Origin of the sequence: Mesorhizobium sp. M1A.F.Ca.IN.022.06.1.1 (genome assembly GCF_003952605.1) — a bacterium.
Lineage (GTDB): Bacteria > Pseudomonadota > Alphaproteobacteria > Rhizobiales > Rhizobiaceae > Mesorhizobium.
The window spans coordinates 2,558,938-2,578,899 of sequence record NZ_CP034455.1 but is presented as its reverse complement, the minus strand read 5'-3'; the positions used below and the strand labels follow the sequence as shown (position 1 = coordinate 2,578,899).

At 64.0% G+C, this 19,962-nt stretch carries 18 protein-coding genes and 1 pseudogene; 7 read left to right on the top strand and 12 right to left on the bottom strand.

The annotated features are described in order from the left end of the window. The first annotated feature begins 121 nt into the window (after nt 1-121). Nucleotides 122-1,695: pseudogene (gene pgi, locus EJ078_RS12230) on the top strand (glucose-6-phosphate isomerase). Between the two features lie 5 nt (nt 1,696-1,700). Further along, nucleotides 1,701-2,426 (top strand): HAD family hydrolase, encoded by a 726-nt coding sequence (locus EJ078_RS12225; RefSeq protein ID WP_095824276.1) that lies wholly within the window; start codon nt 1,701-1,703, stop codon nt 2,424-2,426. Here the strand turns inward: EJ078_RS12225 and EJ078_RS12220 are convergent, their stop codons facing one another. Together EJ078_RS12220 and EJ078_RS12215 are read right to left on the bottom strand one after the other, a co-directional pair. Next, nucleotides 2,427-3,137: a 50S ribosomal protein L11 methyltransferase gene (locus EJ078_RS12220; RefSeq protein WP_067324401.1), complete on the bottom strand. Its 711-nt coding sequence runs from the start codon at nt 3,135-3,137 to the stop codon at nt 2,427-2,429. Then, entirely contained in the window at nt 3,134-5,107 is a 1,974-nt protein-coding gene (locus EJ078_RS12215; protein ID WP_127215132.1) for a long-chain fatty acid--CoA ligase, read from the bottom strand. The genes EJ078_RS12220 and EJ078_RS12215 overlap by 4 nt, the downstream gene beginning before the upstream one ends. A gap of 477 nt (nt 5,108-5,584) precedes the next feature. Between EJ078_RS12215 and EJ078_RS12210 the strand changes: the two genes are divergently transcribed. From EJ078_RS12210 to EJ078_RS12190, 5 genes are read left to right on the top strand one after another with little or no spacing between them, the layout of a single operon-like run. Continuing rightward, the gene (locus tag EJ078_RS12210) at nt 5,585-7,183 is read left to right on the top strand and encodes an ABC transporter substrate-binding protein (protein WP_067003638.1); all 1,599 of its coding nucleotides are present in this window, start codon (nt 5,585-5,587) and stop codon (nt 7,181-7,183) included. Nucleotides 7,184-7,233: 50 nt separating this feature from the next. Beyond that, complete coding sequence (locus EJ078_RS12205) at nt 7,234-8,241, top strand: ABC transporter permease subunit (RefSeq protein WP_067003640.1); 1,008 nt, start codon at nt 7,234-7,236, stop codon at nt 8,239-8,241. A 26-nt stretch (nt 8,242-8,267) separates the two neighbouring features. After that, the gene (locus EJ078_RS12200) at nt 8,268-9,152 is read left to right on the top strand and encodes an ABC transporter permease subunit (RefSeq protein WP_245322339.1); all 885 of its coding nucleotides are present in this window, start codon (nt 8,268-8,270) and stop codon (nt 9,150-9,152) included. Further along, entirely contained in the window at nt 9,152-10,003 is an 852-nt protein-coding gene (locus EJ078_RS12195) for an ABC transporter ATP-binding protein (protein ID WP_082953860.1), read from the top strand. The genes EJ078_RS12200 and EJ078_RS12195 overlap by 1 nt, the downstream gene beginning before the upstream one ends. 13 nt (nt 10,004-10,016) lie before the next feature. Next, the gene (locus EJ078_RS12190; protein WP_095799476.1) at nt 10,017-10,841 is read left to right on the top strand and encodes a dipeptide ABC transporter ATP-binding protein; all 825 of its coding nucleotides are present in this window, start codon (nt 10,017-10,019) and stop codon (nt 10,839-10,841) included. 23 nt (nt 10,842-10,864) lie between these two features. Here the strand turns inward: EJ078_RS12190 and EJ078_RS12185 are convergent, their stop codons facing one another. The 10 genes from EJ078_RS12185 to EJ078_RS12140 all read right to left on the bottom strand — a co-directional run bounded on the left by EJ078_RS12185 (nt 10,865) and on the right by EJ078_RS12140 (nt 19,936). Continuing rightward, entirely contained in the window at nt 10,865-12,145 is a 1,281-nt protein-coding gene (locus EJ078_RS12185) for a cysteine desulfurase-like protein (protein WP_127215133.1), read from the bottom strand. A gap of 39 nt (nt 12,146-12,184) precedes the next feature. Beyond that, nucleotides 12,185-12,859, bottom strand: coding sequence for an amino acid ABC transporter permease (locus EJ078_RS12180; RefSeq protein ID WP_067324409.1), 675 nt, complete (start codon nt 12,857-12,859; stop codon nt 12,185-12,187). A 108-nt stretch (nt 12,860-12,967) separates the two neighbouring features. Then, complete coding sequence (locus EJ078_RS12175) at nt 12,968-13,753, bottom strand: ABC transporter substrate-binding protein (protein WP_067003647.1); 786 nt, start codon at nt 13,751-13,753, stop codon at nt 12,968-12,970. A gap of 83 nt (nt 13,754-13,836) precedes the next feature. Continuing rightward, on the bottom strand, nt 13,837-14,976 hold the full coding sequence (locus EJ078_RS12170) for an aminotransferase class V-fold PLP-dependent enzyme (protein WP_127215134.1): 1,140 nt from the start codon (nt 14,974-14,976) through the stop codon (nt 13,837-13,839). Between the two features lie 159 nt (nt 14,977-15,135). Next, nucleotides 15,136-15,864, bottom strand: a complete 729-nt coding sequence (locus EJ078_RS12165) for a GntR family transcriptional regulator (RefSeq protein WP_208721538.1) — start codon at nt 15,862-15,864, stop codon at nt 15,136-15,138. A 229-nt stretch (nt 15,865-16,093) separates the two neighbouring features. Continuing rightward, nucleotides 16,094-16,489, bottom strand: coding sequence for a RidA family protein (locus EJ078_RS12160; RefSeq protein WP_127215136.1), 396 nt, complete (start codon nt 16,487-16,489; stop codon nt 16,094-16,096). A 42-nt stretch (nt 16,490-16,531) separates the two neighbouring features. Continuing rightward, nucleotides 16,532-17,680, bottom strand: a complete 1,149-nt coding sequence (locus EJ078_RS12155) for an acyl-CoA dehydrogenase family protein (RefSeq protein WP_127404050.1) — start codon at nt 17,678-17,680, stop codon at nt 16,532-16,534. Nucleotides 17,681-17,910: 230 nt separating this feature from the next. Beyond that, nucleotides 17,911-18,723 (bottom strand): enoyl-CoA hydratase family protein, encoded by an 813-nt coding sequence (locus tag EJ078_RS12150; protein WP_208721536.1) that lies wholly within the window; start codon nt 18,721-18,723, stop codon nt 17,911-17,913. Then, nucleotides 18,720-19,184: a MarR family transcriptional regulator gene (locus tag EJ078_RS12145; RefSeq protein ID WP_067324419.1), complete on the bottom strand. Its 465-nt coding sequence runs from the start codon at nt 19,182-19,184 to the stop codon at nt 18,720-18,722. Before EJ078_RS12145 ends, EJ078_RS12150 begins: the two co-directional genes overlap by 4 nt. Continuing rightward, nucleotides 19,178-19,936 carry an SDR family NAD(P)-dependent oxidoreductase gene (locus EJ078_RS12140; RefSeq protein WP_095824269.1) on the bottom strand — a complete coding sequence of 253 codons (759 nt, stop codon included), beginning with the start codon at nt 19,934-19,936 and terminating at the stop codon, nt 19,178-19,180. Before EJ078_RS12140 ends, EJ078_RS12145 begins: the two co-directional genes overlap by 7 nt. Between the last annotated feature and the right edge of the window lie 26 nt (nt 19,937-19,962).

Genomic DNA, 19,962 nt, shown 5'->3' with positions numbered 1-19,962 from the left:
CCGGAAACATCGGGCCTGTTAAAATGGTCTGAAAACCCGCCAGGAGCCACCATTGGATCAGTCAGCCTTCGACAAGCAGGTCAGCGCCCTGCGTGAGCAGCGCGCGGCAGCCAAGGGCACGATGAGCGAAGCCTTCGCCGCCGATCCCAAGCGCTTCGAGAAATTCTCCGCGACCGATGGCGATCTTCTGCTCGACTGGTCGAAATGCGCGGTCGACGCCGACACGATGGCAATGCTGGAGAAGCTCGCCGGCGCCGCCGACATCGAAGGCCGACGCGCCGCGATGTTCGAAGGCAAGAAGATCAACATCACCGAAAACCGCGCCGTGCTGCACACGGCGCTGCGCAATCTGACCGGCAAGAGCGTCGTGGTCGATGGCCAGGACACCAAGGCCGATGTGATCACCGTGCTCGACGCAATGGGCGCCTTCGCTGATGCGATCCGCTCCGGCGAGGCGGCCGGCGCCACCGGCAAGAAGATCACCGACATCGTCAATATCGGCATTGGCGGCTCGGATCTTGGCCCGGCGATGGCGACGTTGGCGCTCGCTCCCTACCATGACGGCCCGCGTGCGCATTATGTCTCCAATGTCGACGGCGCCCATATCCACGACACGCTGAAGGGCCTGTCTCCCGAGACGACTTTGTTCATCATCGCCTCCAAGACTTTCACCACTGTCGAGACGATGACCAATGCCGAGACGGCGCGCAGATGGGTGGAAAAGGCGCTGGGCAATCAAGCGATCGGCAAGCATTTCGCCGCCGTCTCGACCTCGCTCGACCTAGTGGCCAAGTTCGGCATCGCCTCCGACCGCGTCTTCGGTTTCTGGGACTGGGTCGGCGGCCGCTACTCGGTCTGGAGCGCCATCGGCCTGCCGGTGATGATCGCCATCGGCCCGCGCAATTTCCGCGCCTTCCTCGACGGCGCGCATGAGATGGACGAGCATTTCCGCTCGGCCCCCTGCAGAAGAACCTGCCTGTTTTGCTGGGGCTGATCGGCTGGTGGCACCGCGTCGTCTGCAAATACCCGGCCCGCGCCGTCATTCCATACGATCAGCGCCTGTCGCGCCTGCCGGCCTATCTGCAGCAGCTCGATATGGAATCGAACGGCAAGAGCGTGACACTGGACGGCGGCCCGGTGACGACGCCGACCGGCCCGCTGGTCTGGGGCGAGCCCGGTACCAACGGCCAGCACGCCTTTTTCCAGCTTTTGCACCAGGGCACCGATTTCATCCCGGTCGAGTTTCTTGCCGCAGCCGTCAGCCACGAGCCCGAGCTGAAGACCCACCACGATCTCTTGCTTGCCAATTGCCTGGCGCAGTCGGAAGCCTTCATGAAGGGCCGCACGCTGGAAGAGGCGCGCGCGCAGATGCTGGCCAAGGGCATGAAGCCCGCCGATGTCGATCGCATCGCGCCGCATCGCGTCTTTTCGGGCAACCGTCCGTCGCTCACCATCCTCTACCGCAAGCTTGATCCGCGCACGCTCGGTCGCCTGATCGCGCTCTATGAGCATCGCGTCTTCGTCGAGGGCACGCTGTTCAACATCAACTCGTTCGACCAGTGGGGTGTCGAACTCGGCAAGGAACTGGCGACAGGCCTGCTGCCTGTCGTGGAAGGCAAGGAGACTGCCGCAAAACGCGACGCCTCGACTGCCGGATTGGTGGCTCATATCCACCAATTGCGTGGCGCGGAGTAAACGGATTGGCGGATATCAAGGGAATTCTGTTCGACAAGGACGGCACGCTTGTCGACTTCAACGCTACCTGGCTCGGCATTGCCGATTTCATGGCCATGGACGCCGCCGAAGGCGATCGCTGGAAAGCCGACAGGTTGCTCGCCGCCGCCGGCTTCGATTTCGTCAGCAAGCGCTTCAAGCCCGATTCGATCTTTGCCTCGGGCTCGAACATGGACGTCGTCGAGCTCTGGTTCCCGCGCCTGTCGGAGGAGGACCAGATGCTGGCCGTCGCCCGCTTCAACGAGATCACCTCGGTTCAGGGCTCGTCGATGGCTGTCGCTCTGCCCGGTATCGTCGAATCGCTGCGGGCGCTGCACAAGCGATCCTTCCGGCTGGGCGTCGCCACCAACGATTCCACCAGCGGCGCCGAGAAGACGCTCGCCACGCTCGGTGTCGCGCAGCTCTTCGACGCCGCCTTCGGCTATGATGCGGTCGCGAATCCGAAGCCCGCGCCCGACACGGTCATCGCGTTCTGCGATCTGACGGGACTGAAGGCTGGCGAGATCGCCATGGTCGGCGACAATCGCCACGATCTCGAAATGGCGCGCGCCGGCGGCTGCGGCCTGGCGATCGGCGTGCTTTCCGGCACGGGCACGCGTGACTCGCTGTCGCCGATGGCCGACGTCATCCTGGATTCGGTCGCCGACCTGCCGGATTTTCTCGCCGCGCGGATGAGTGTGCCGGCGGGCTGATCAGGGCTCGCTGGGAAGGAACGCAAATATCCCGCTCGGTTTCGGCGCGCTACCGCCGTTTCCGCCGACATCAGACACCTGATACTCGCCAAGCAGGCGAATCCGCCGCCTGGGTAGCCAGGCGCGGCCCGGGTCGCCGACCAGCACCTCGATGCCCGCGGCAAGGCAGCGGTCGAGGAATGGGACGATCCGCCGCGCGACCGCTTGCCCGTAGAAAACGTCGCCGGCGAGCACAACATCGACCGACGGCGGCGGACCGGCGCTGATGTCCTCGCCGATTATGATGATGGCGACGCCGTTGGCCTCCGCGTTGAGGCGGAGCGCGACGATGCCGTTGCGGTCGATCTCCGCCGCGGTCACTTCCCTAGCCCCGGCTCGCGCCGCGGCGATACCGACAAGGCCGGAACCCGCGCCGAGGTCGAGCACGCGCCGGCCCGCAACGGTTGACGGCCGGTCGAGAACATAGCGCGCCAGCACTGCGCCGCCCGCCCAGGCATAGGCCCAGTAGGGCGGCTGCGGCTCGGCCGCGTGCTCATGCGACCCGTCCTCCGGTTCCAGCAGCCGCCTCAGCCCGCTGCCGGGATGGGCCGTATAGAGCCGGATTTCAGGCAGCGACGGCACCGGCTGAAGCCGCATGTTTGCCTTGATGAATTCGGCGGGGTCGAGGTCGGCGCGATGTATTGGCGTCAGGCCGGCAACATTTTCGTTCAAATCTGCTCCCGCAACGTGCGCCGCAGGATCTTGCCGACCGGCGTCTTCGGCAGTTCGGCGCGGAATTCGATGTATCTCGGCCGCTTGTAGCCGGTCAGGTTCTCGCGGCAATAGACAGTCAGCGTCTCGATGGTGAGCGCTGGATCCTTCCTGACCACAAACAGCTTCGGCACCTCGCCGGAGTGCTCGTCCGGCACGCCGATCGCCGCCACTTCGAGCACGCCCGGGTGCTGCGCCACGACTTCTTCCAGCTCGTTCGGATAGACGTTGAAACCGGAGACCAGGATCATGTCCTTCTTGCGGTCGACGATCTTGGTGTAGCCGCGCTCATCCATGAAGCCCATGTCGCCCGACTTGAAGAACCCGTCCTTGGTCATCACCTTGGCGGTCTCGTCCGGCCGGTTCCAGTAGCCGGCCATAACCTGCGGACCCCGGATGCAGATCTCTCCGACTTCGCCGAGCGGCACGTTGTTGCCGTCGTCGTCGCGGATGGCGATCTCGGTCGAAGGCAGCGGCAGGCCGATCGTGCCGGTAAAGTCGCTGGAGCTGAACTTGTTGGCGGTCGCCACCGGCGAGGTTTCGGAAAGCCCGTAGCCTTCGCTCACCGGACAGCCCGTCAGCGCCTTCCAGCGCTCGGCCACGCCTTTCTGCACCGCCATGCCGCCGCCGAGAGTCAGGATCAGCGGCTTGAAGTCGAGCTTGCGGAAATCCTCATTGTTGAGCAGCGCGTTGAACAGCGTATTGAGGCCGGGAAAGATGTGGACCGGGTATTTCTGCAGTTCTTTCACGAAGCCCGGAATGTCGCGCGGGTTCGGAATGAGCACGTTCTGCGCGCCTTGCTGCATGCCCATCAGCGCGTTCACCGTCAGCGCGAAGATGTGGTAGAGCGGCAGCGCGCAGACGAAGTTGAGATGCGCCGGCTTCGGCTTGACCGTATAGGCGTCCTCCACCCAGAGCGAATTCTGCGCCACGTTGGACAAGACGTTGCGGTGCAGCAGCGTCGCGCCTTTCGACACGCCGGTCGTGCCGCCGGTATATTGCAGGAAGGCGATATCGTCGCCCGACACCGCCGCCGGCTTGAAGGCGCTTGCCGAGCCCGCCTTGAGCGCGGCGTTGAATTTGACGTGGCCGGGCAGCGACCAGGCGGGAACCATCTTCTTCACCCGCCGCACGACGAGATTGACGATCGCGCCTTTCAGCCCGCCCAACATGTCGCCCATCGCCGCGACCACGACATGCTTGACCGGCGTCCTGGCGATCACCGCCTGCAGCGTGTTGGCGAAGTTCTCCAGAATGACGATGGCCTGCGCGCCGGAATCCTTGAGCTGATGCTCCAGCTCGCGCGGCGTGTAGAGCGGGTTGACGTTCACCACCGTGAAGCCGGCGCGAAGCACGGCCATCATCGCTACCGGGTATTGCAAAACGTTCGGCATCATCAGCGCCACGCGCGCGCCCTTCTCCAGTCCCTTCGACTGCAGATAGGCGCCGAAGGCCGCCGAAAGCCGCTCGAGCTCGGCATAGGAGATCGACTTGCCCATGCAGACGAACGCCGGCCGGCTGGCGAACTGCTTGCAGGCGCCGACGAGGAAGTCGCCGATGGAATCGTAAGGCAGCGGACCGATGTCCGCCGGCATGTTCTTCGGGTAGTTTTTCAGCCAAGGCTTTTCCGGCAACCCTGCCGCGAGTTCCGTGATCGCCTTGGGCAGCCGCCTGGCCGACGCCGAGGCTGCCTTTGCCGCAGGCCTGGCGGTCTTTGCGGTTGCAGCCTTGGCGGCGGATGTGGGGTTCGTCTTCTTTGCAGCGGCAGCCGGTTTCGCAGTGGTCTTCGGCTTGGAGCCGGCCTTCGCAGGTGACGGCGTTTTGGCTGGCGAAGCGGTCTTGGAAGATGAAGCCTTGGCCGCGCCCGCATCGACGGGCGCGGCCTTGGCTGTTGCCTTCGCCGGGGGCGTTGTCTTTGCTGCTTTTGCCACCAAATCCCTCCCTGGTGTCCTGGTCTTGTCGCTGCGCCGCATCTCTTTCCGATTTCGGAAGCGTTCCTCCCGCTGCGGCCGATTGCGGATTCCAAGAAATCCGGCCTGGCATCTATGTATTGCCTCTATCGGCGGCCGTGCAAGTCTTGCCCCAGCGGCAGCGGCGGAAAGATTTGCCGCCGAAATCCTGTCCCTCGACGCCTCCCGCAGGCGTGTCCCCACGAGGACCTGGGATCGCAGGCAGGAGCTCCTCATTCCATTTCGGCAGAGCCTCAATCAATAAAAAAATGCGGTTGTTAACATTAGCGTGAGCGAAAAATTCTGCTCATTTTTTCTGCTATTTGAGGAAAATGCGGATTCTTTTCCTGCTTACCGTGGGGTACGCAAACGGGGTGTTCCAAAGCCCCAAAAACGGTGCTTATATGCGCGCTTCGCGAGCCTGATAGAGGGGCTTGGAAGAACATCAGGGAGTGCTCAATGAAAAAGACAATGACTTTTGCAGCCGCGTTGCTGGCTGCAAGCGTCCTCGGCGGGATGGCCAATGCAAAGACGCTTGTTTATTGCTCGGAAGCGTCGCCGGCCAATTTCGATCCGGGTACGACGACGGGCGGCAACGACTTCGACGCTTCGTCGCGCACGGTCTATTCGCGCCTGGTCGAGTTCAAGCATGGCGGCACCGAGATCGAGCCCGGCCTCGCCGACAAATGGGAAATCTCCGACGACGGCCTGGTCTATACTTTCCACCTGCACCCTGGCGTGAAGTTCCAGACCACCGACTATTTCAAGCCGACCCGCGACCTCAACGCCGATGACGTCGTCTTCTCGTTCGACCGGCAGTTCAACAAGCAGAATCCGTGGAACGGCGAGAAGTATCTGCCGAACCTGACCTGGGATTACTACACCGGCATGGACATGCCGAAATACGTCGCCAAGTGGGAAAAGGTCGACGACCTCACCGTCAAGCTGACGCTGACCGAGCCGAACGCGCCGATGCTGGCCAATCTCGGCATGGACTTCGCCTCGATCGTGTCGAAGGAATATGCCGACCAGCTCGAGAAGGAAGGCAAGATGGCCGACTTCTCGACCAAGCCGATCGGCACCGGGCCGTTCCAGTTCGTCGACTATCAGCTCGATTCGGTCATCCGCTATGCGGCGAACCCCGACTACTTCAAGGGCAAGGAAAAGATCGACGATCTGGTCTTCGCCATCACGCCTGACGCGACCGCCCGCATCCAGAAGGTGCTGGCCGGTGAATGCGATGTCGCTCCCTATCCGAACCCGGCCGACATCGCCACCATCAAGGCCAACAAGGACGTGACCCTAATGGATCAGGCCGGCCTCAACATCGGCTACATGAGCTACAACACCACGATCCCGCCGCTCGACAAGCCGGAGGTTCGTCACGCGCTCAACCAGGCGATCGACCGGGAAGCGCTGATCAAGTCGCTGTTCCAGGACGCTGGCGCGACGCCGGCGCAGAACCTGATCCCGCCGACCATGTGGTCGTGGAACAAGGATGTGAAGTTCGATTCCTATGACCCGGAAGCGGCCAAGAAGGTGCTGGCCGACGCCGGGCTGAAGGAAATCCAGCTCTGGGCTTCCGACCGCGTTCGTCCTTACAACCCGAACTTCCAGCGCGCGGCTGAGCTGATCCAGGCCGACTGGGCCAAGGTCGGCGTCAAGGCCGAGATCGTCAACTACGAGTGGACCAAGTATCGCGAGGAAGGCAAGAAGAAGGAGCGTCCCGGCGCCTTCCAGATCGGCTGGACCGGCGACAATGGCGATCCGGACAATTTCTTCGCCACCCTCTTCGCGTGCTCGGCCATCGGCGTCTCGAACTATTCCAGCTGGTGCGACAAGGACTTCGAGGACCTGATCCAGAAGGCCAAGAAGACCAGCGACCAGGGCGAGCGCACCAAGCTCTATGAGCAGGCGCAGGAAATCTTCGCCAAGCAGGCGCCGGCCTTCCTGCTGGCTCACAGCCAGGTCTATGCCGTTGTCCGCAACAACGTCAGCGGCTTCAAGATGGACCCGCTCGGCATTCATCGCTTCGACGGCGTTGACAAGGCCGAGTAATATTTGCGAACGGGGCGGCGCGAATTGTCGCCGCCCCATTCCATTTCACGATGCTCAGATATCTCCTCAACAAAATCGCACTTCTGATCCCGACGCTCGTCGGCATCACCATCTGCGCCTTCGCCTTTGTCCGGCTGCTGCCCGGCGATCCGATCCTGGCCATGGCCGGCGAGCATGGCGTCACCCCCGCCCGCTACGAAGAGCTCAAGGAACAGTTCGGCTACAATCTTCCGGTCTGGGAGCAGTATGCGCGCTATGTCGGCGAGGTCGCGACCGGCGATTTCGGCGTCTCGATTTCCTCCAAGCGCCCGGTGCTCCAGGAGTTCAAGACGCTCTTCCCGGCGACGCTGGAATTGTCCTTCTTCGCCATGATCTTCGCCATGGCGATCGGCATCCCGGCCGGCATATTCGCGGCCGTCAAACGCGGCTCATGGTTCGATCAGTCGTTGATGGGCACCGCGCTGGTCGGCTATTCCATGCCGATCTTCTGGTGGGGCCTGCTGCTCATCATCTTCTTTTCCGGCTATCTCGGCTGGACGCCGGTGTCGGGCCGCATGGGTCTGCAGTTCTTCCTGAAGCCGATCACCGGTTTCATGACCATCGACAGCATTCTCTACGGCAAATGGGACGCGCTGCGCTCGGCGCTCAGCCATCTCATCCTGCCGGCGATCGTGCTCGGCACGATTCCGCTGGCGGTGATCGCGCGCCAGACCCGTTCGGCCATGCTCGAGGTGCTCGGTGAAGACTATGTCCGCACCGCCCGCGCCAAAGGCCTTTCCGCCGCCCGCGTCATCGGTGCGCACGCACTTCGCAACGCCCTGATCCCGGTCGTCACCACGATCGGCCTGCAGGTCGGCACGCTGCTTGCCGGCGCTATCCTCACCGAAACCATCTTCGCCTGGCCGGGCATCGGCAAGTGGATGGTCGATTCCATCTTCAAGCGCGACTATGTCGTCGTGCAGTCAGGTCTGCTTTTGATCGCACTCATCGTCATGGCCGTTAACCTCATCGTCGACGTGCTTTATGCCGTCATCAACCCGCGCATCAGGGCGGCGTGATGAGCCAATCGACCGAAATCGCCCCGATGGCCGCCGGCAGCCCGGACCGGCTGACCGGCTTCAAGACCTTCTGGCACTATTTCTCAGTGAACCGCGGCGCCGTCATCGGCCTGGTCGTCTTCATCCTGCTGGTGCTGGCGGCGCTCTTTGCGCCGTTGCTCGCGCCCTATGCGCCCGACGTGCAGGACAAGACCGCCTTCCTCAGGCCGCCGGCCTGGCAGGCGGGCGGCAGTTCGCAATATATCCTCGGCACCGATCCGGTCGGTCGCGACATCCTCTCGCGCCTGCTCTATGGCGCGCGTTTCTCGCTGCTCATCGGCGCCGTCGTCGTTACGCTGGCCCTCGTCGGCGGCATCACGCTCGGCTTGCTGGCAGGCTATTTCCGCGGCTGGGTCGACGTCGCGATCATGCGCGTCATGGACCTCATCCTGGCCTTCCCGTCGCTGCTTTTGGCGCTGGTGCTGGTCACCATTCTCGGGCCCGGCCTGTTCAATGCGATGCTGGCGATCTCGCTCGTCCTGCAGCCGCATTTCGCCCGCCTGGTGCGCGCTGCCGTGATGGCCGAGAAGAGCCGCGAATATGTCGTGGCTGCCAAGGTCGCCGGCGCCGGGCACCTGAGGCTGATGCTCAAGACCATCCTGCCGAACTGCCTGGCGCCGCTGATCGTCCAGGGCACGCTGTCCTTCTCGAACGCCATCCTGGAAGCCGCAGCGCTTGGCTTCCTTGGCCTCGGCGCTCAGCCGCCGACACCGGAATGGGGCACCATGCTGGCCTCGGCGCGCGAATTCATCCTGCGCGCCTGGTGGGTGGTGACTTTCCCCGGCCTTGCCATACTTATCACGGTGCTCGCCATCAACCTGATCGGCGACGGCCTGCGCGACGCGCTCGATCCGAAGCTCAGGAGGTCGTGATGGCATTGCTCGACATCCAGAACCTCGTCGTCGAGTTCCAGACCGCCTCCGGCCCGTTCCGCGCCGTTGACGGCGTCTCGCTCCGTGTCGACGAGCGCGAGGTGCTCGCCATCGTCGGCGAATCCGGCTCCGGCAAGTCGGTGTCGATGCTGGCGGTTATGGGCTTGCTGCCCTGGACCGCCACTGTCACCGCCGACCGCATGACGTTCGGCGGCCGCGATCTCCTCAAGATGGGTCCGGCCGAGCGCCGCAAGATCATCGGCAAGGACATTGCCATGATCTTCCAGGAGCCGATCGCCAGTCTCAACCCTTGCTTCACCGTCGGCTTTCAGATCGAGGAAGTGCTGCGCTTCCATCTCGGCATGGATCGCGCACAGCGCCGGGCGCGCGCCATCGAGTTGTTGAAGCAGGTCGGCATTCCGGAGCCGGCCGAGCGGCTCAACTCCTTCCCGCACCAGATGTCGGGCGGCCAATGCCAGCGCGTCATGATCGCCATGGCCATTGCCTGCAATCCGAAGCTGCTGATCGCCGACGAGCCGACCACCGCGCTCGACGTCACCATCCAGAAGCAGATTCTCGATCTGCTTGTGTCGCTGCAGGCCAAATACGGCATGGGGCTGATCATGATCACCCACAATATGGGCGTGGTCGCCGAGACCGCCGATCGCGTCATCGTCCAATACAAGGGCCGCAAGATGGAAGAGGCCGACGTGCTGTCGCTGTTCGAGAACCCCAAGAGCAACTATACGCGCGCGCTGCTGTCTGCGCTGCCGGAGAACGCCGTCGGCGACCGGCTGCCGACCGTCTCCGACATGCTGTTCGAGCCGGCGCCCCCAGAAGCCAGTGCATGACCGGAGCCGGCGCATGACCAAGGTTGTCGAAGGCAAGAACATCAAACGCGACTACCATGTCGGCGGCGGCCTGTTCCGCCCCGCGCGCACGGTGCATGCGGTGAAGGGCGTCTCCTTCAGCGTCGATAAGGGCAAGACGCTCGCCATCGTTGGCGAAAGCGGCTGCGGCAAGTCCACGCTCGCTCGCATCATCACGCTGATCGATCCTGCGACCGCCGGCGATTTGTTCATCGACGGCAACAAGGTCGACATCGCCAAGGACGGATTGACCAAGGAAATGCGCCGCAAGGTGCAGATCGTCTTCCAGAATCCCTACGGGTCGCTCAACCCGCGTCAAAAGATCGGCGACGTGCTCGGCGAGCCGCTGCTGATCAATACCGACAAGCCGGCCGAGGAACGTCGCGACCTGGCGATGAACATGCTGAAGAAGGTCGGCCTCGGCCCCGAGCACTACAACCGCTATCCGCATATGTTCTCCGGCGGTCAGCGCCAGCGCATCGCCATTGCCCGCGCACTGATGCTGAACCCGAGCCTGCTGGTGCTGGACGAGCCGGTCTCGGCGCTCGATCTTTCGGTGCAGGCGCAGGTGCTCAACCTGCTCGCCGACCTGCAGGACGAGTTCAAGCTGACCTATGTCTTCATCAGCCACGATCTGTCGGTGGTGCGCTACATCGCCGACGACGTCATGGTGATGTATTTCGGCGAGGCGGTCGAATACGGCTCGCGCGACGAGGTCTTCTCGGACCCCAAGCACAGCTACACCAAGACGCTCTTCGCCGCGACGCCGCGCGCCGACGTGGCAAGCATCAAGGCAAGGCTGGCGAAGAAGGCGGCGTAAGGCTCGAACCAGACGTCCGGGCGTCACGCCAGCTTCGCAATGATCGCCCGCAGCGCTTCACCGAAGCGGTGCACTTCCTCGACCGTGTTGTAGTGCACCAGCGAGGCGCGGATCGCGCCGCTGTCCATCGACAGGTTCAGCCGCTTCATCAGCCGTGGCGCGTACATATGGCCGTCGCGGATGCCGATCTGCAAGGCCGCCATCTCCTCGACGATCCTTTGCGGCGACAGTGTGCCGATGTTGAAGCAGAAGGTCGGCACGCGCTCATGGATACACGCCTCGTCGGCGACGCCGTAAATTGTCGCGCCGCAGGCCTTCAGCACCTTCATCATCTCGCGCGCCAGCGTCAGCTCGTACTCGCGGATGGCGTTCATGCCGGCGACGATGTTGTCGCGGCGCGAGCGGTTGTTCTCGGCCAAGAAATTGCGGCCGATCGACTCCAGGTAGCGCACCGCTGCGTCGATGCCGGAGACATTCTCGTAAATGAAGGTGCCGGCCTCGACCTTGTAGGGCGGCTCATCCGGGATGAAGTCCTCGCGGAAGGTCGGCAGCCGCTTCAGCGTTTCGAAGCGGCCCCAGAGAAAACCCATATGCGGCGAGAAATTCTTGTAGCCTGAGCAGACGAGATAGTCGCAGTCCCAGGCCTGCACGTCGATCAGCCCGTGCGGCCCGTAGTGCACGCAGTCGAGGAACACCTCCGCGCCTGCCGCATGCGCGATCTTGGCGACCGAAGCGACATCGACAATCGAACCGATCGAGTGCGCGGTCACCGTGCAGGCGACGAGCCGGGTGCGGTCCGACATCAGCGGCTTGAGGTCGTCGACATGCAGATTGCCGTCCTCGCGCATGCGCCACCATTTGAACCTGGCGCCGGCCTGCTCCAGCGCCAACCACGTGGCGATGTTGGCGTCATGGTCCATGTCGGTGACGACGATCTCGTCGCGTTCCGAAAGCATCTGGCCGATGCCGAGGCTGACAAGGCGGATGAACGAGGTGGCGTTCATGCCGAAGCAGATTTCGGACGGGCTGTAGGCGTTGATCAAAACCGCCACGCTCTCACGCGCTTCGGCGACGGACTGGTCGACGGTGACGCTGCGGCCGTAGCGGCCGCCGCGCTGCACGTTGTGCGCCACCAGATGGCTGGTCACCGCGTCGAGCACGCTTTGCGGGATCTGCGCACCGGCGGCGTTGTCCATGAAGATGAAGTCGCCGGCCTGCCGGAGCGCCGGGAACATGGCGCGGATCTTCTCGACCGGGAACGAAGCGGCGCTCTCCTGCGCCTTCGAAACATGGTGCTGGTTCACGGGAGTCTCCTTCAGCTAATCGAGGTCATTCTAAGGGGATCAGTGCGCGGACCGGGCTTTGCCGCGCTCTTCGAGGTAGCCGACCAGCCGCACCAGCGGCCACAGGAAGGCGAGATAGATGATCGCCGCGCCGATCAGCGGCGTCGGATTGGCCATCAGCGCCTGCGCGTCGGTCGCCTGCTTCAAGAGGTCCGGCATCGCCACCACCGAGGCGAGCGCGGTGTCCTTGAACACCGAGACGCAGTTGCTGGTGAGCGGCGGAATGACGACGCGGATCGCTTGCGGCAGGATCACCTTGCGCATGGCGACCCAAAAGGGCAGGCCGAGCGCCGACGCCGCCTCGAACTGGCCCTTCGGAATGTTCTCGATGCCGGCGCGGCAGACTTCCGCCGTGAAGGCCGCCAACACCAGTGACAGCGCAAGTGCTGCCGAGACGAAGGACGACAGGCGGATGCCGATGAAGGGCAGGGCGTAGTAGATCAGGATCAGCACCACCAGGATCGGAAGCGCGCGGAACATGTCGATATAGAGCGTCGCCAGCCGCCTGAGCGGCTTCGGCGCGTAGAGCCGCACCAGGCAGATCGCCAGCCCGCCGATCGTGCCGAAGATGATCGCCGCGCAGCCGAGCAGAATGGTGTTGCCAAGACCGCGGATCAGGATCGGAAACGATCGGACCAGGATGCCCCAGTTGAAGAAGGTGTCGATCAGTTCCATCGGCGCTCACCGTGAGACAAGGTTCGCCGTGTTGGGCGAGACCCAAATGGTCGAAGCGAGAGCGCCAGCTCTTGCTGCCGCTCCCGTCTAAATTTCTGATTAGCCGGCTTATTGCGGGATCGGGCCAGGCGTCACCGTGCTGGTGCCGGCTTCCGGATCGACGCCGAACCACTTCTTGTGGATCGCGGCCATGGTGCCATCCTTCTTCATTTCGCTGATGGCGTCGTTGACCTTTTCAAGCAGCGGATGGCCCTTCTTGGTCATCATGGCGAAGCGCTCGCCGGTCGGGATGCGCACCAGGATCTTCAGCGCTGGCATCTGCTTGATGGCGAACAGGAAGCCGGCGAGCTCGCCCGCACCGCCGTCGATGCGGCCGTTCTGCACGTCGAGCAGAAGGTCCTGCTGGGCGTTGTAGCTCTTGGTCTCTGCAACGCCGAGCTTGGCGGCGTTCTCCTTCATGTAGGCTTCGCCTGTCGAGCCGGCGATGACCCCGATGGTCTTGCCCTTCAGATCGTCGAGCGATTTGATGGCGGAATCCGCCTTGCCGACGATGGTACCGTCGCTGTCGTAATAGGCTTGCGTGAAGCCCTGGTTCTGCAGCCGCTCCTTGGTGACCGAGATCGAGGACACGGCAAAGTCGATGCGGCCCGAAGCGGTCGCTGCGAACAGCGCCTGGAAGCCGAGGTCCTGGAACTCGACCTCTGCGCCGATGCGCTTGGCGACATCATTGGCGACGTCGATCTCAAACCCCTCGAAGGCACCGGAATCGGTCTTGTATTCCCATGGCGGGTTGGCCGGATAGGCGCCCACCATGATCTTGTCGGCGAAGGCGGGCGCCGCAAAGGCGAGGCCGGCAGCGACGGCCATCCCAATCAGTCCTAGACGTTTCAACATCTTGCTTCCCTCTGGTTCGGTTCCTGATCCGCCCCTTTCCGGCGCCAAACTCCCGGGCGCCGCAGGCGAGGCGGTACCTGAATTCACGACGCACGGCGTCGCCGCGAACCGATATGCTCCGTGAGCTGCGCGATCAGCGCATCGACCGCCGTCTCTGTGGTGACCATGCCGGGAGACAGCCGCAGCGTGGTGCCGCGCGCATCACAGTAAAGCCGCTCGTCGCGAAGCGCAGCTATGATCTTAGCCGGCTCGGTGCCTTGCGGCAGGCCGAGCATTACGCTGCCGCCGCGTTCACTGGCATCGAGCGGCGAGCGGATCTCCCAGCCATTCTCCAGCGCGGCGCCGATGATACGCTCGACGAGCCCGGCATTCTGCGCGCGGATGATGTCGATGCCGGTCTGTTCCACCCACTCCAGCCCGGGCAGCGAGGCGACGCTTGCCAGGATCGCCGGCGTGCCATGATCGAAGCGGCGCGCATCGTCGGCGTAAGTGAAAGCGTCGAGGTCCCAGGAGAACGGGTTCGGCTGACTGAACCAGCCCCGCAACTCCGGCCGGCAGGACGCCAGAAGGTCAGGCGCTACCTGCAAAATGCCGGCGCCGGAGGATCCACACAGCCATTTGAGCGAAGTCGAGACCACGAAATCGACCGGCGTCGCGGCAACCGAAAACGGCGCCACGCCGATGCCCTGTGTGACATCAACGCCGACTATGCTGCCCACGGCGCGGCCATGCGCGGCGAGGCGGCCGACATCGCAGCGGTGCGAGGCCGTCGAGGTGACGAAGGTAATGAGCGCGAGCCCGACATCCGCCTGCCAGCGGTCGATGAAATCCTGGTCGCGAACCCAGGTCTCGCCAGGCCGCAATGGAACGGTGTCGAGGGTGAAGCCGAAACGCTCTCCCAAGCCCGCCAGCAGGAAATGCAGGCTAGGAAAACAGTCGGCGGCGACCAGCAGCCGCTTTCCCGCCAGCCGCTCCGTCGGCAAGCCACCGATCAGGCTATAGAGCGCGGCGGTGACATTCTCGGCCGTGGTCAGCGTGCCTTGCGGCGCCTCAATCAGCCGCCTCCAGGCATCGATGAAGCGTTGCCGCGCCGCAAGCGCGGCAGGCCACTGACCGTCGTCTTCCGCCGACCAGATGTTCGAGAAATCCGTCAGCGAGGCGGCCATTCGCTCGGCCTTGCCGGGGAAGGTGCCGATCGAATGATAGAGAAAATAGCCGGACATTCGCTGTCTCGCTCCCTGTGATCATGTGATCACAAATACGGACAGGGATCAATGCGCCGCGGCTGAAGAAATGCGGGTCAGCGCCTCAAAATCCGGCTGTTCTCTTGGTCCAGGAGCTTGGCCCGGGCGGCTTCAAAGCCACTCTGCGGCGGCCGCCTATCAAGGCACCCTTCCGAAAGCGGCAAAATCGACCGGTCTGGGCTCCGGCACGTCAGGACAGATCGCCCGCAAAGTCGCTTGTGTCGTCGTGATATCGGCCACCACCTCGTCGCGCGCGCGGGTGAAATCCTTGTCCTTGATGGCCGCTATGATCGCGGCGTGCCGGCCCGAAGGCTCCATGGTGCCGGCGCGCATCAGCGGCGCGACATGGTTGGACAACAGCCGCATGTACGGACCGAAGCGCAGCCACAGCGTCTCGATCAGCTGAAACAGCACATCGGAGCCGGAGGCGCGGTATATGGTGAAGTGGAACTGCTGGTTCTTGGCGATCAGCTCGTAGATGCTGCCGTCGCGGCCGATCGCCCGCTGGTCGTCAGTAACCCTTTGCAGCAAGCCGATCTCGGCTGCGGTCAGGCGCGGCGCGCCAAGCTCGGCGGCCAGCCCCTCGACGGCGAGCCGGGCCCGGCAGAGGTCGTCGAGCCGCGCTCGAGTCACCGCGGGCACGCAGGCTGAGCCGTTCTGCGAGATTTCCAGCGCGTTCTCCGCCGCCAGCCGCCGCAATGCCTCGCGCACCGGCATATTTGAGGTGCCGAAAGCGTCCGCCAGCGAGGCGATGGTCAGCACCTGCCCGGGATCGAAGCTGCCGACCATGAGGGCATGGCGAAGCTGCTGGTAGACGCCATCCTGGACCGTGATGCGTCCCGATATTGGTTCGATGCCCAGAGCCACGCTTTTGCTTCCTTGGGAGCCGGCAAAGTTTATGTGCGAATATCCGCCAACGCGGGTATGATCATCTGATCACAAATTGTGCCGGCAGCCAAGCGGCCGTTGCCGTACTGTCACGGCAATGCTGACGGACGGAAGGCAGATACGATCCCTCGAGCGCCAGCGCCGAGTTGGCGTAGCCGCCTTCGCCGCTTCAGGCCATTGCGAAATAGAAGCCAGTAGCGCCTCCGGCTCACTCCGGAATAATTGCGATTGCCTGTATCTCCACCTTCGCCCGGTCCTCAACCAGCGCCACCACCTGCATGGCGGCCATCGCCGGAAAATGCCGGCCGATGACGGCGCGGTAGGCTTCGCCAATCCCTTTGAGGTTGGCGAGGTACTCGGCCTTGTCGGTAAAATACCAGGTCATCGAGGTGATGTGTTGCGGCTCCCCGCCGGCCTCGGCGAGAACGGCGACGACATTGGTGAGGGTCTGGCGCACCTGATCGACGAAATCGTCGGTCTCGAACCGGCACTCGGCATTCCAGCCGACCTGGCCGCCGATGAAGACCAGCCGGCCACTCGCGGCAACGCCGTTGGCATAGCCGATCGGTTTGGCCCAGCCTTCCGGCTGCAGGATCGTGTGCATGTCTAGCCTCCCTTAAGTGAAATGCGGTCCGCAAGCATGATCTCACGCCGCTCCCATCACTTGCCTGGCGATCACCACTTTCTGCACGTCGGAAGCGCCCTCATAGATGCGCAGCGCGCGTATCTCGCGATAGAGGCTCTCGACGATGTGGCCCTTGCGCACGCCGTCGCCGCCATGCAGCTGCACCGCCTTGTCGATCACTTCCTGCGCCTTGTCCGTGGAGAACAGCTTGGCCATTGCCGCCTCGCGAGTGACGCGGGCGGCGCCCGTATCCTTGGTCCAGGCGGCGCGATAGACGAGCAGGGCCGCGGCGTCGACATCCAGCGCCATGTCGGCGATGTGGCCCTGCACCATCTGCAGTTCGGCCATCGGCGCGCCGAACAGTTTTCGCTCGGACACCCTTTTGATGCTTTCGTCCAACGCTCTTCGAGCAAAGCCGAGCGCCGCGGCACCCACCGTCGAGCGGAAGACGTCGAGCACCGACATGGCGATCCGAAAACCGTCGCCGGGTTTGCCGATCAGGGCGGAAGCCGGAACGCGCACATTGTCGAAGGAGAGCCGCGCGAGTGGATGCGGGGCGATAACTTCCAATCGTTCGGCGATGCCAAGGCTTTTAGTGTCCGCAGGCACGATCAAAGCGGAAATTCCCTTGGCGCCGGGCGCCTCGCCGGTGCGGGCGAAAACAATGTATACGTCGGCAATGCCGCCATTGGAGATCCAGGTCTTCTCGCCCGAGAGCAAGTAGAAATCGCCGTTGCGGACAGCCGCCATTTCCATGTTGGCGACATCCGATCCCGAGCGCGGCTCCGACAGCGCAAAGGCTGTGATCGCCTGGCCCGCCCGAGTCTTTTCCAGCCAGCGCTGCTGCTCCGGCGTGCCGAACAGCGAGATCGCGCCGGTGCCAAGGCCCTGCATGGCGAAGGCGAAGTCGGCGAGCCCGTCATGGCGCGCCAGTGTCTCGCGGGTGATGCAGAGCGTGCGCACGTCGAGCGGCTCCGGCTTGTCGGGATCGAGCGCCGTCGGCTTCAGCCAGCCGTCGCGGCCGAGCATGGAGACGAGGTTGCGGCAGGCCGCGTCGACATCGTGGTGATCGACGGGCAGGTTCTTGGTGCACCAGGCGTCGAGATTTTCGGCAAGTTCGCGATGGCGGTTTTCAAAGAAGGGCCAATGGAGGAAGGAACGGTCAGGCATCGGTGCCTCCGCACCTCTGCGAGGTTTGCACTTTACGGCGCCCCCCTCTGTCCTGCCGGACATCTCCCCCACTTGGGGGGAGATTGGCAGTTTTGGCGCCCCGCTCATTCATGCGACCTTGGCGATTGGCGAAGGCAGAAATGACAGCTGATCTCCCCCCTTGTGGGGGAGATGTCCGGCAGGACAGAGGGGGGCGCTGTCCTGCCAACGTATCCAGCATCGCGCTCATCTCAATTCCCCTCGAACACCGGCTTTTCCTTGGCCACGAACGCCTGGTAGGCGCGCTCGAAATCGCCGGTCTGCATGCAGATCGCCTGTGCCTGCGCTTCCGCCTCGATCGCCTGGTCGAGACCCATCGACCATTCCTGGTTCAACTGCGTCTTGGTGATGCCGTGCGCGAAGGTCGGGCCGGAGACGATGCGAGCTGCCATCTCGAGCGCGTCGGCCTCGAGCACCGCCGCATCGACCAGCCGATTGTAAAACCCCCAACGTTCGCCTTCGGCCGCGCTCATGGTGCGGCCGGTGTAAAGCAGCTCGGCGGCGCGGCCCTGGCCGATGATGCGGGGCAAGATCGCGCAGGCGCCCATGTCGCACCCGGCAAGGCCGACGCGGGTGAACAGGAAGGCGGTCTTTGCTTCCGGCGTCGCGATGCGGATGTCGGAGGCCATGGCGATGATCGCGCCGGCGCCGACGGCGACGCCATCCACCGCCGCGATGATCGGCTTGCCGCAATTCAGCATGGCTTTGACGAAGTCGCCGGTCATGCGCGTGAAGGAGAGCAGCGCCTTCATGTCCATCTTGACCAAGGGTCCGATGATGTCGTGGACATCGCCGCCCGAGCAGAAATTGCCGCCATTGGGCAGGAACGCCACGGCATCGACATCATCGGCGTAAGCGAGATCGCGAAAAGTGTCGCGCAGCTCCGCATAACTGTCGAAGGTCAGCGGGTTCTTACGCTCCGGCCGGTCGAGCCGGACCTTCGCGACCCTGCCTTCCACCTCCCAGAGGAAGTGCTTCGGCTTGAGCTTGGCCATGGCGCTCATTCGCGTCCCTCCCAATTGCTGCGGAACGATTTCAGCATGCCGGTCAGCCGGCGCGCTTCGTCCTCGCTGACAGTGCCGAGGAGCTCGCCGACCCAGTTCTCATGCGCCGCGGCGATTGCCGCGAAAGACTTCGAACCTTCTTCGGTCAGCCGCACCATCGAGGTGCGGCGGTCGCCGTTGCGGCGCGCGCGCGTCACCAGCCCTTCGGAGACCAGCCTGTCGACGATGCCGGTGATGTTACCGTTCGACACCAGCAGGAATCGCGACAGGTCGCTCATCAGCATGCCCTCCGGCGAGCGGTAGAGCGCCGCCATCACGTCGAAGCGCGGCAGCGTGGTGTCGAACTCCTTCTTCAGCCGCTCGCGCAGCTCGGCCTCGATCGTGCGCGAAGCACGCAGCAGGCGGATCCACAGCCGCAACCTGTCCTTGCCCGGCCCGATAGACGTCGGTCCCGCTACCATGTCTCGCCTCCCGAGACCGAGATCGCCTGTCCGGTGATCGACCGCGCCGCATCGCTGCAGAGCCAGAGCACCGTCGCTGCGACCTCTTCCGGCTGGATGAAACGTGCCTGCGGGTTCGCAGCCGAAAGGCTCGCGCGTGCCTCATCGGCGGAACGGCCGGTCTTCTCGATGATGCGCTGGATGGAGTCCTCCAGCATGTCGGTTTCGACGAAGCCCGGGCAGATGGCGTTGACGGTGATGCCGGACTTGGCGGTCTCGGCTGCGAGCGCCCGCATCAGCCCGACGACGCCATGCTTGGCCGCTACGTAGGGCGCGACATACGCGTAGCCCTTCAGTCCGGCGGTCGAGGCAATGAAAACGATACGGCCTGTCTTCCGCGCCAGCATGCCGCCAAGCGCCGGCTGCACCGCCAGGAAGGCGCCGGTGAGGTTGACGTCGAGCGAGCGCCGCCAGTCGGCGAGGGAGGTCTTGTGCGCCGGCGCACTGACAGCCATCCCGGCATTGGCGACGACGATCTCGAAGGGACCGCGCGCCGCCTCGGCCTTCTCGTACAGCGCCGTCATGTCGGCTTCGTCGGTGACATCGGCGCCGATGCCGAAGATGCGGTCGTTTGCCTTCGCGACTTCATTCAGCGCGGCCTTGCGGCGGCCACAGATGGTGACCTCGACGCCGGCTTCCGCCAGCGACAGTGCGATCGCACGGCCGACGCCGGAGCCGCCGCCGGTGACCAGCGCATGCTTGCCGGCAATCATGCGCCAGTCCTCCAGGCAAGGCGCTG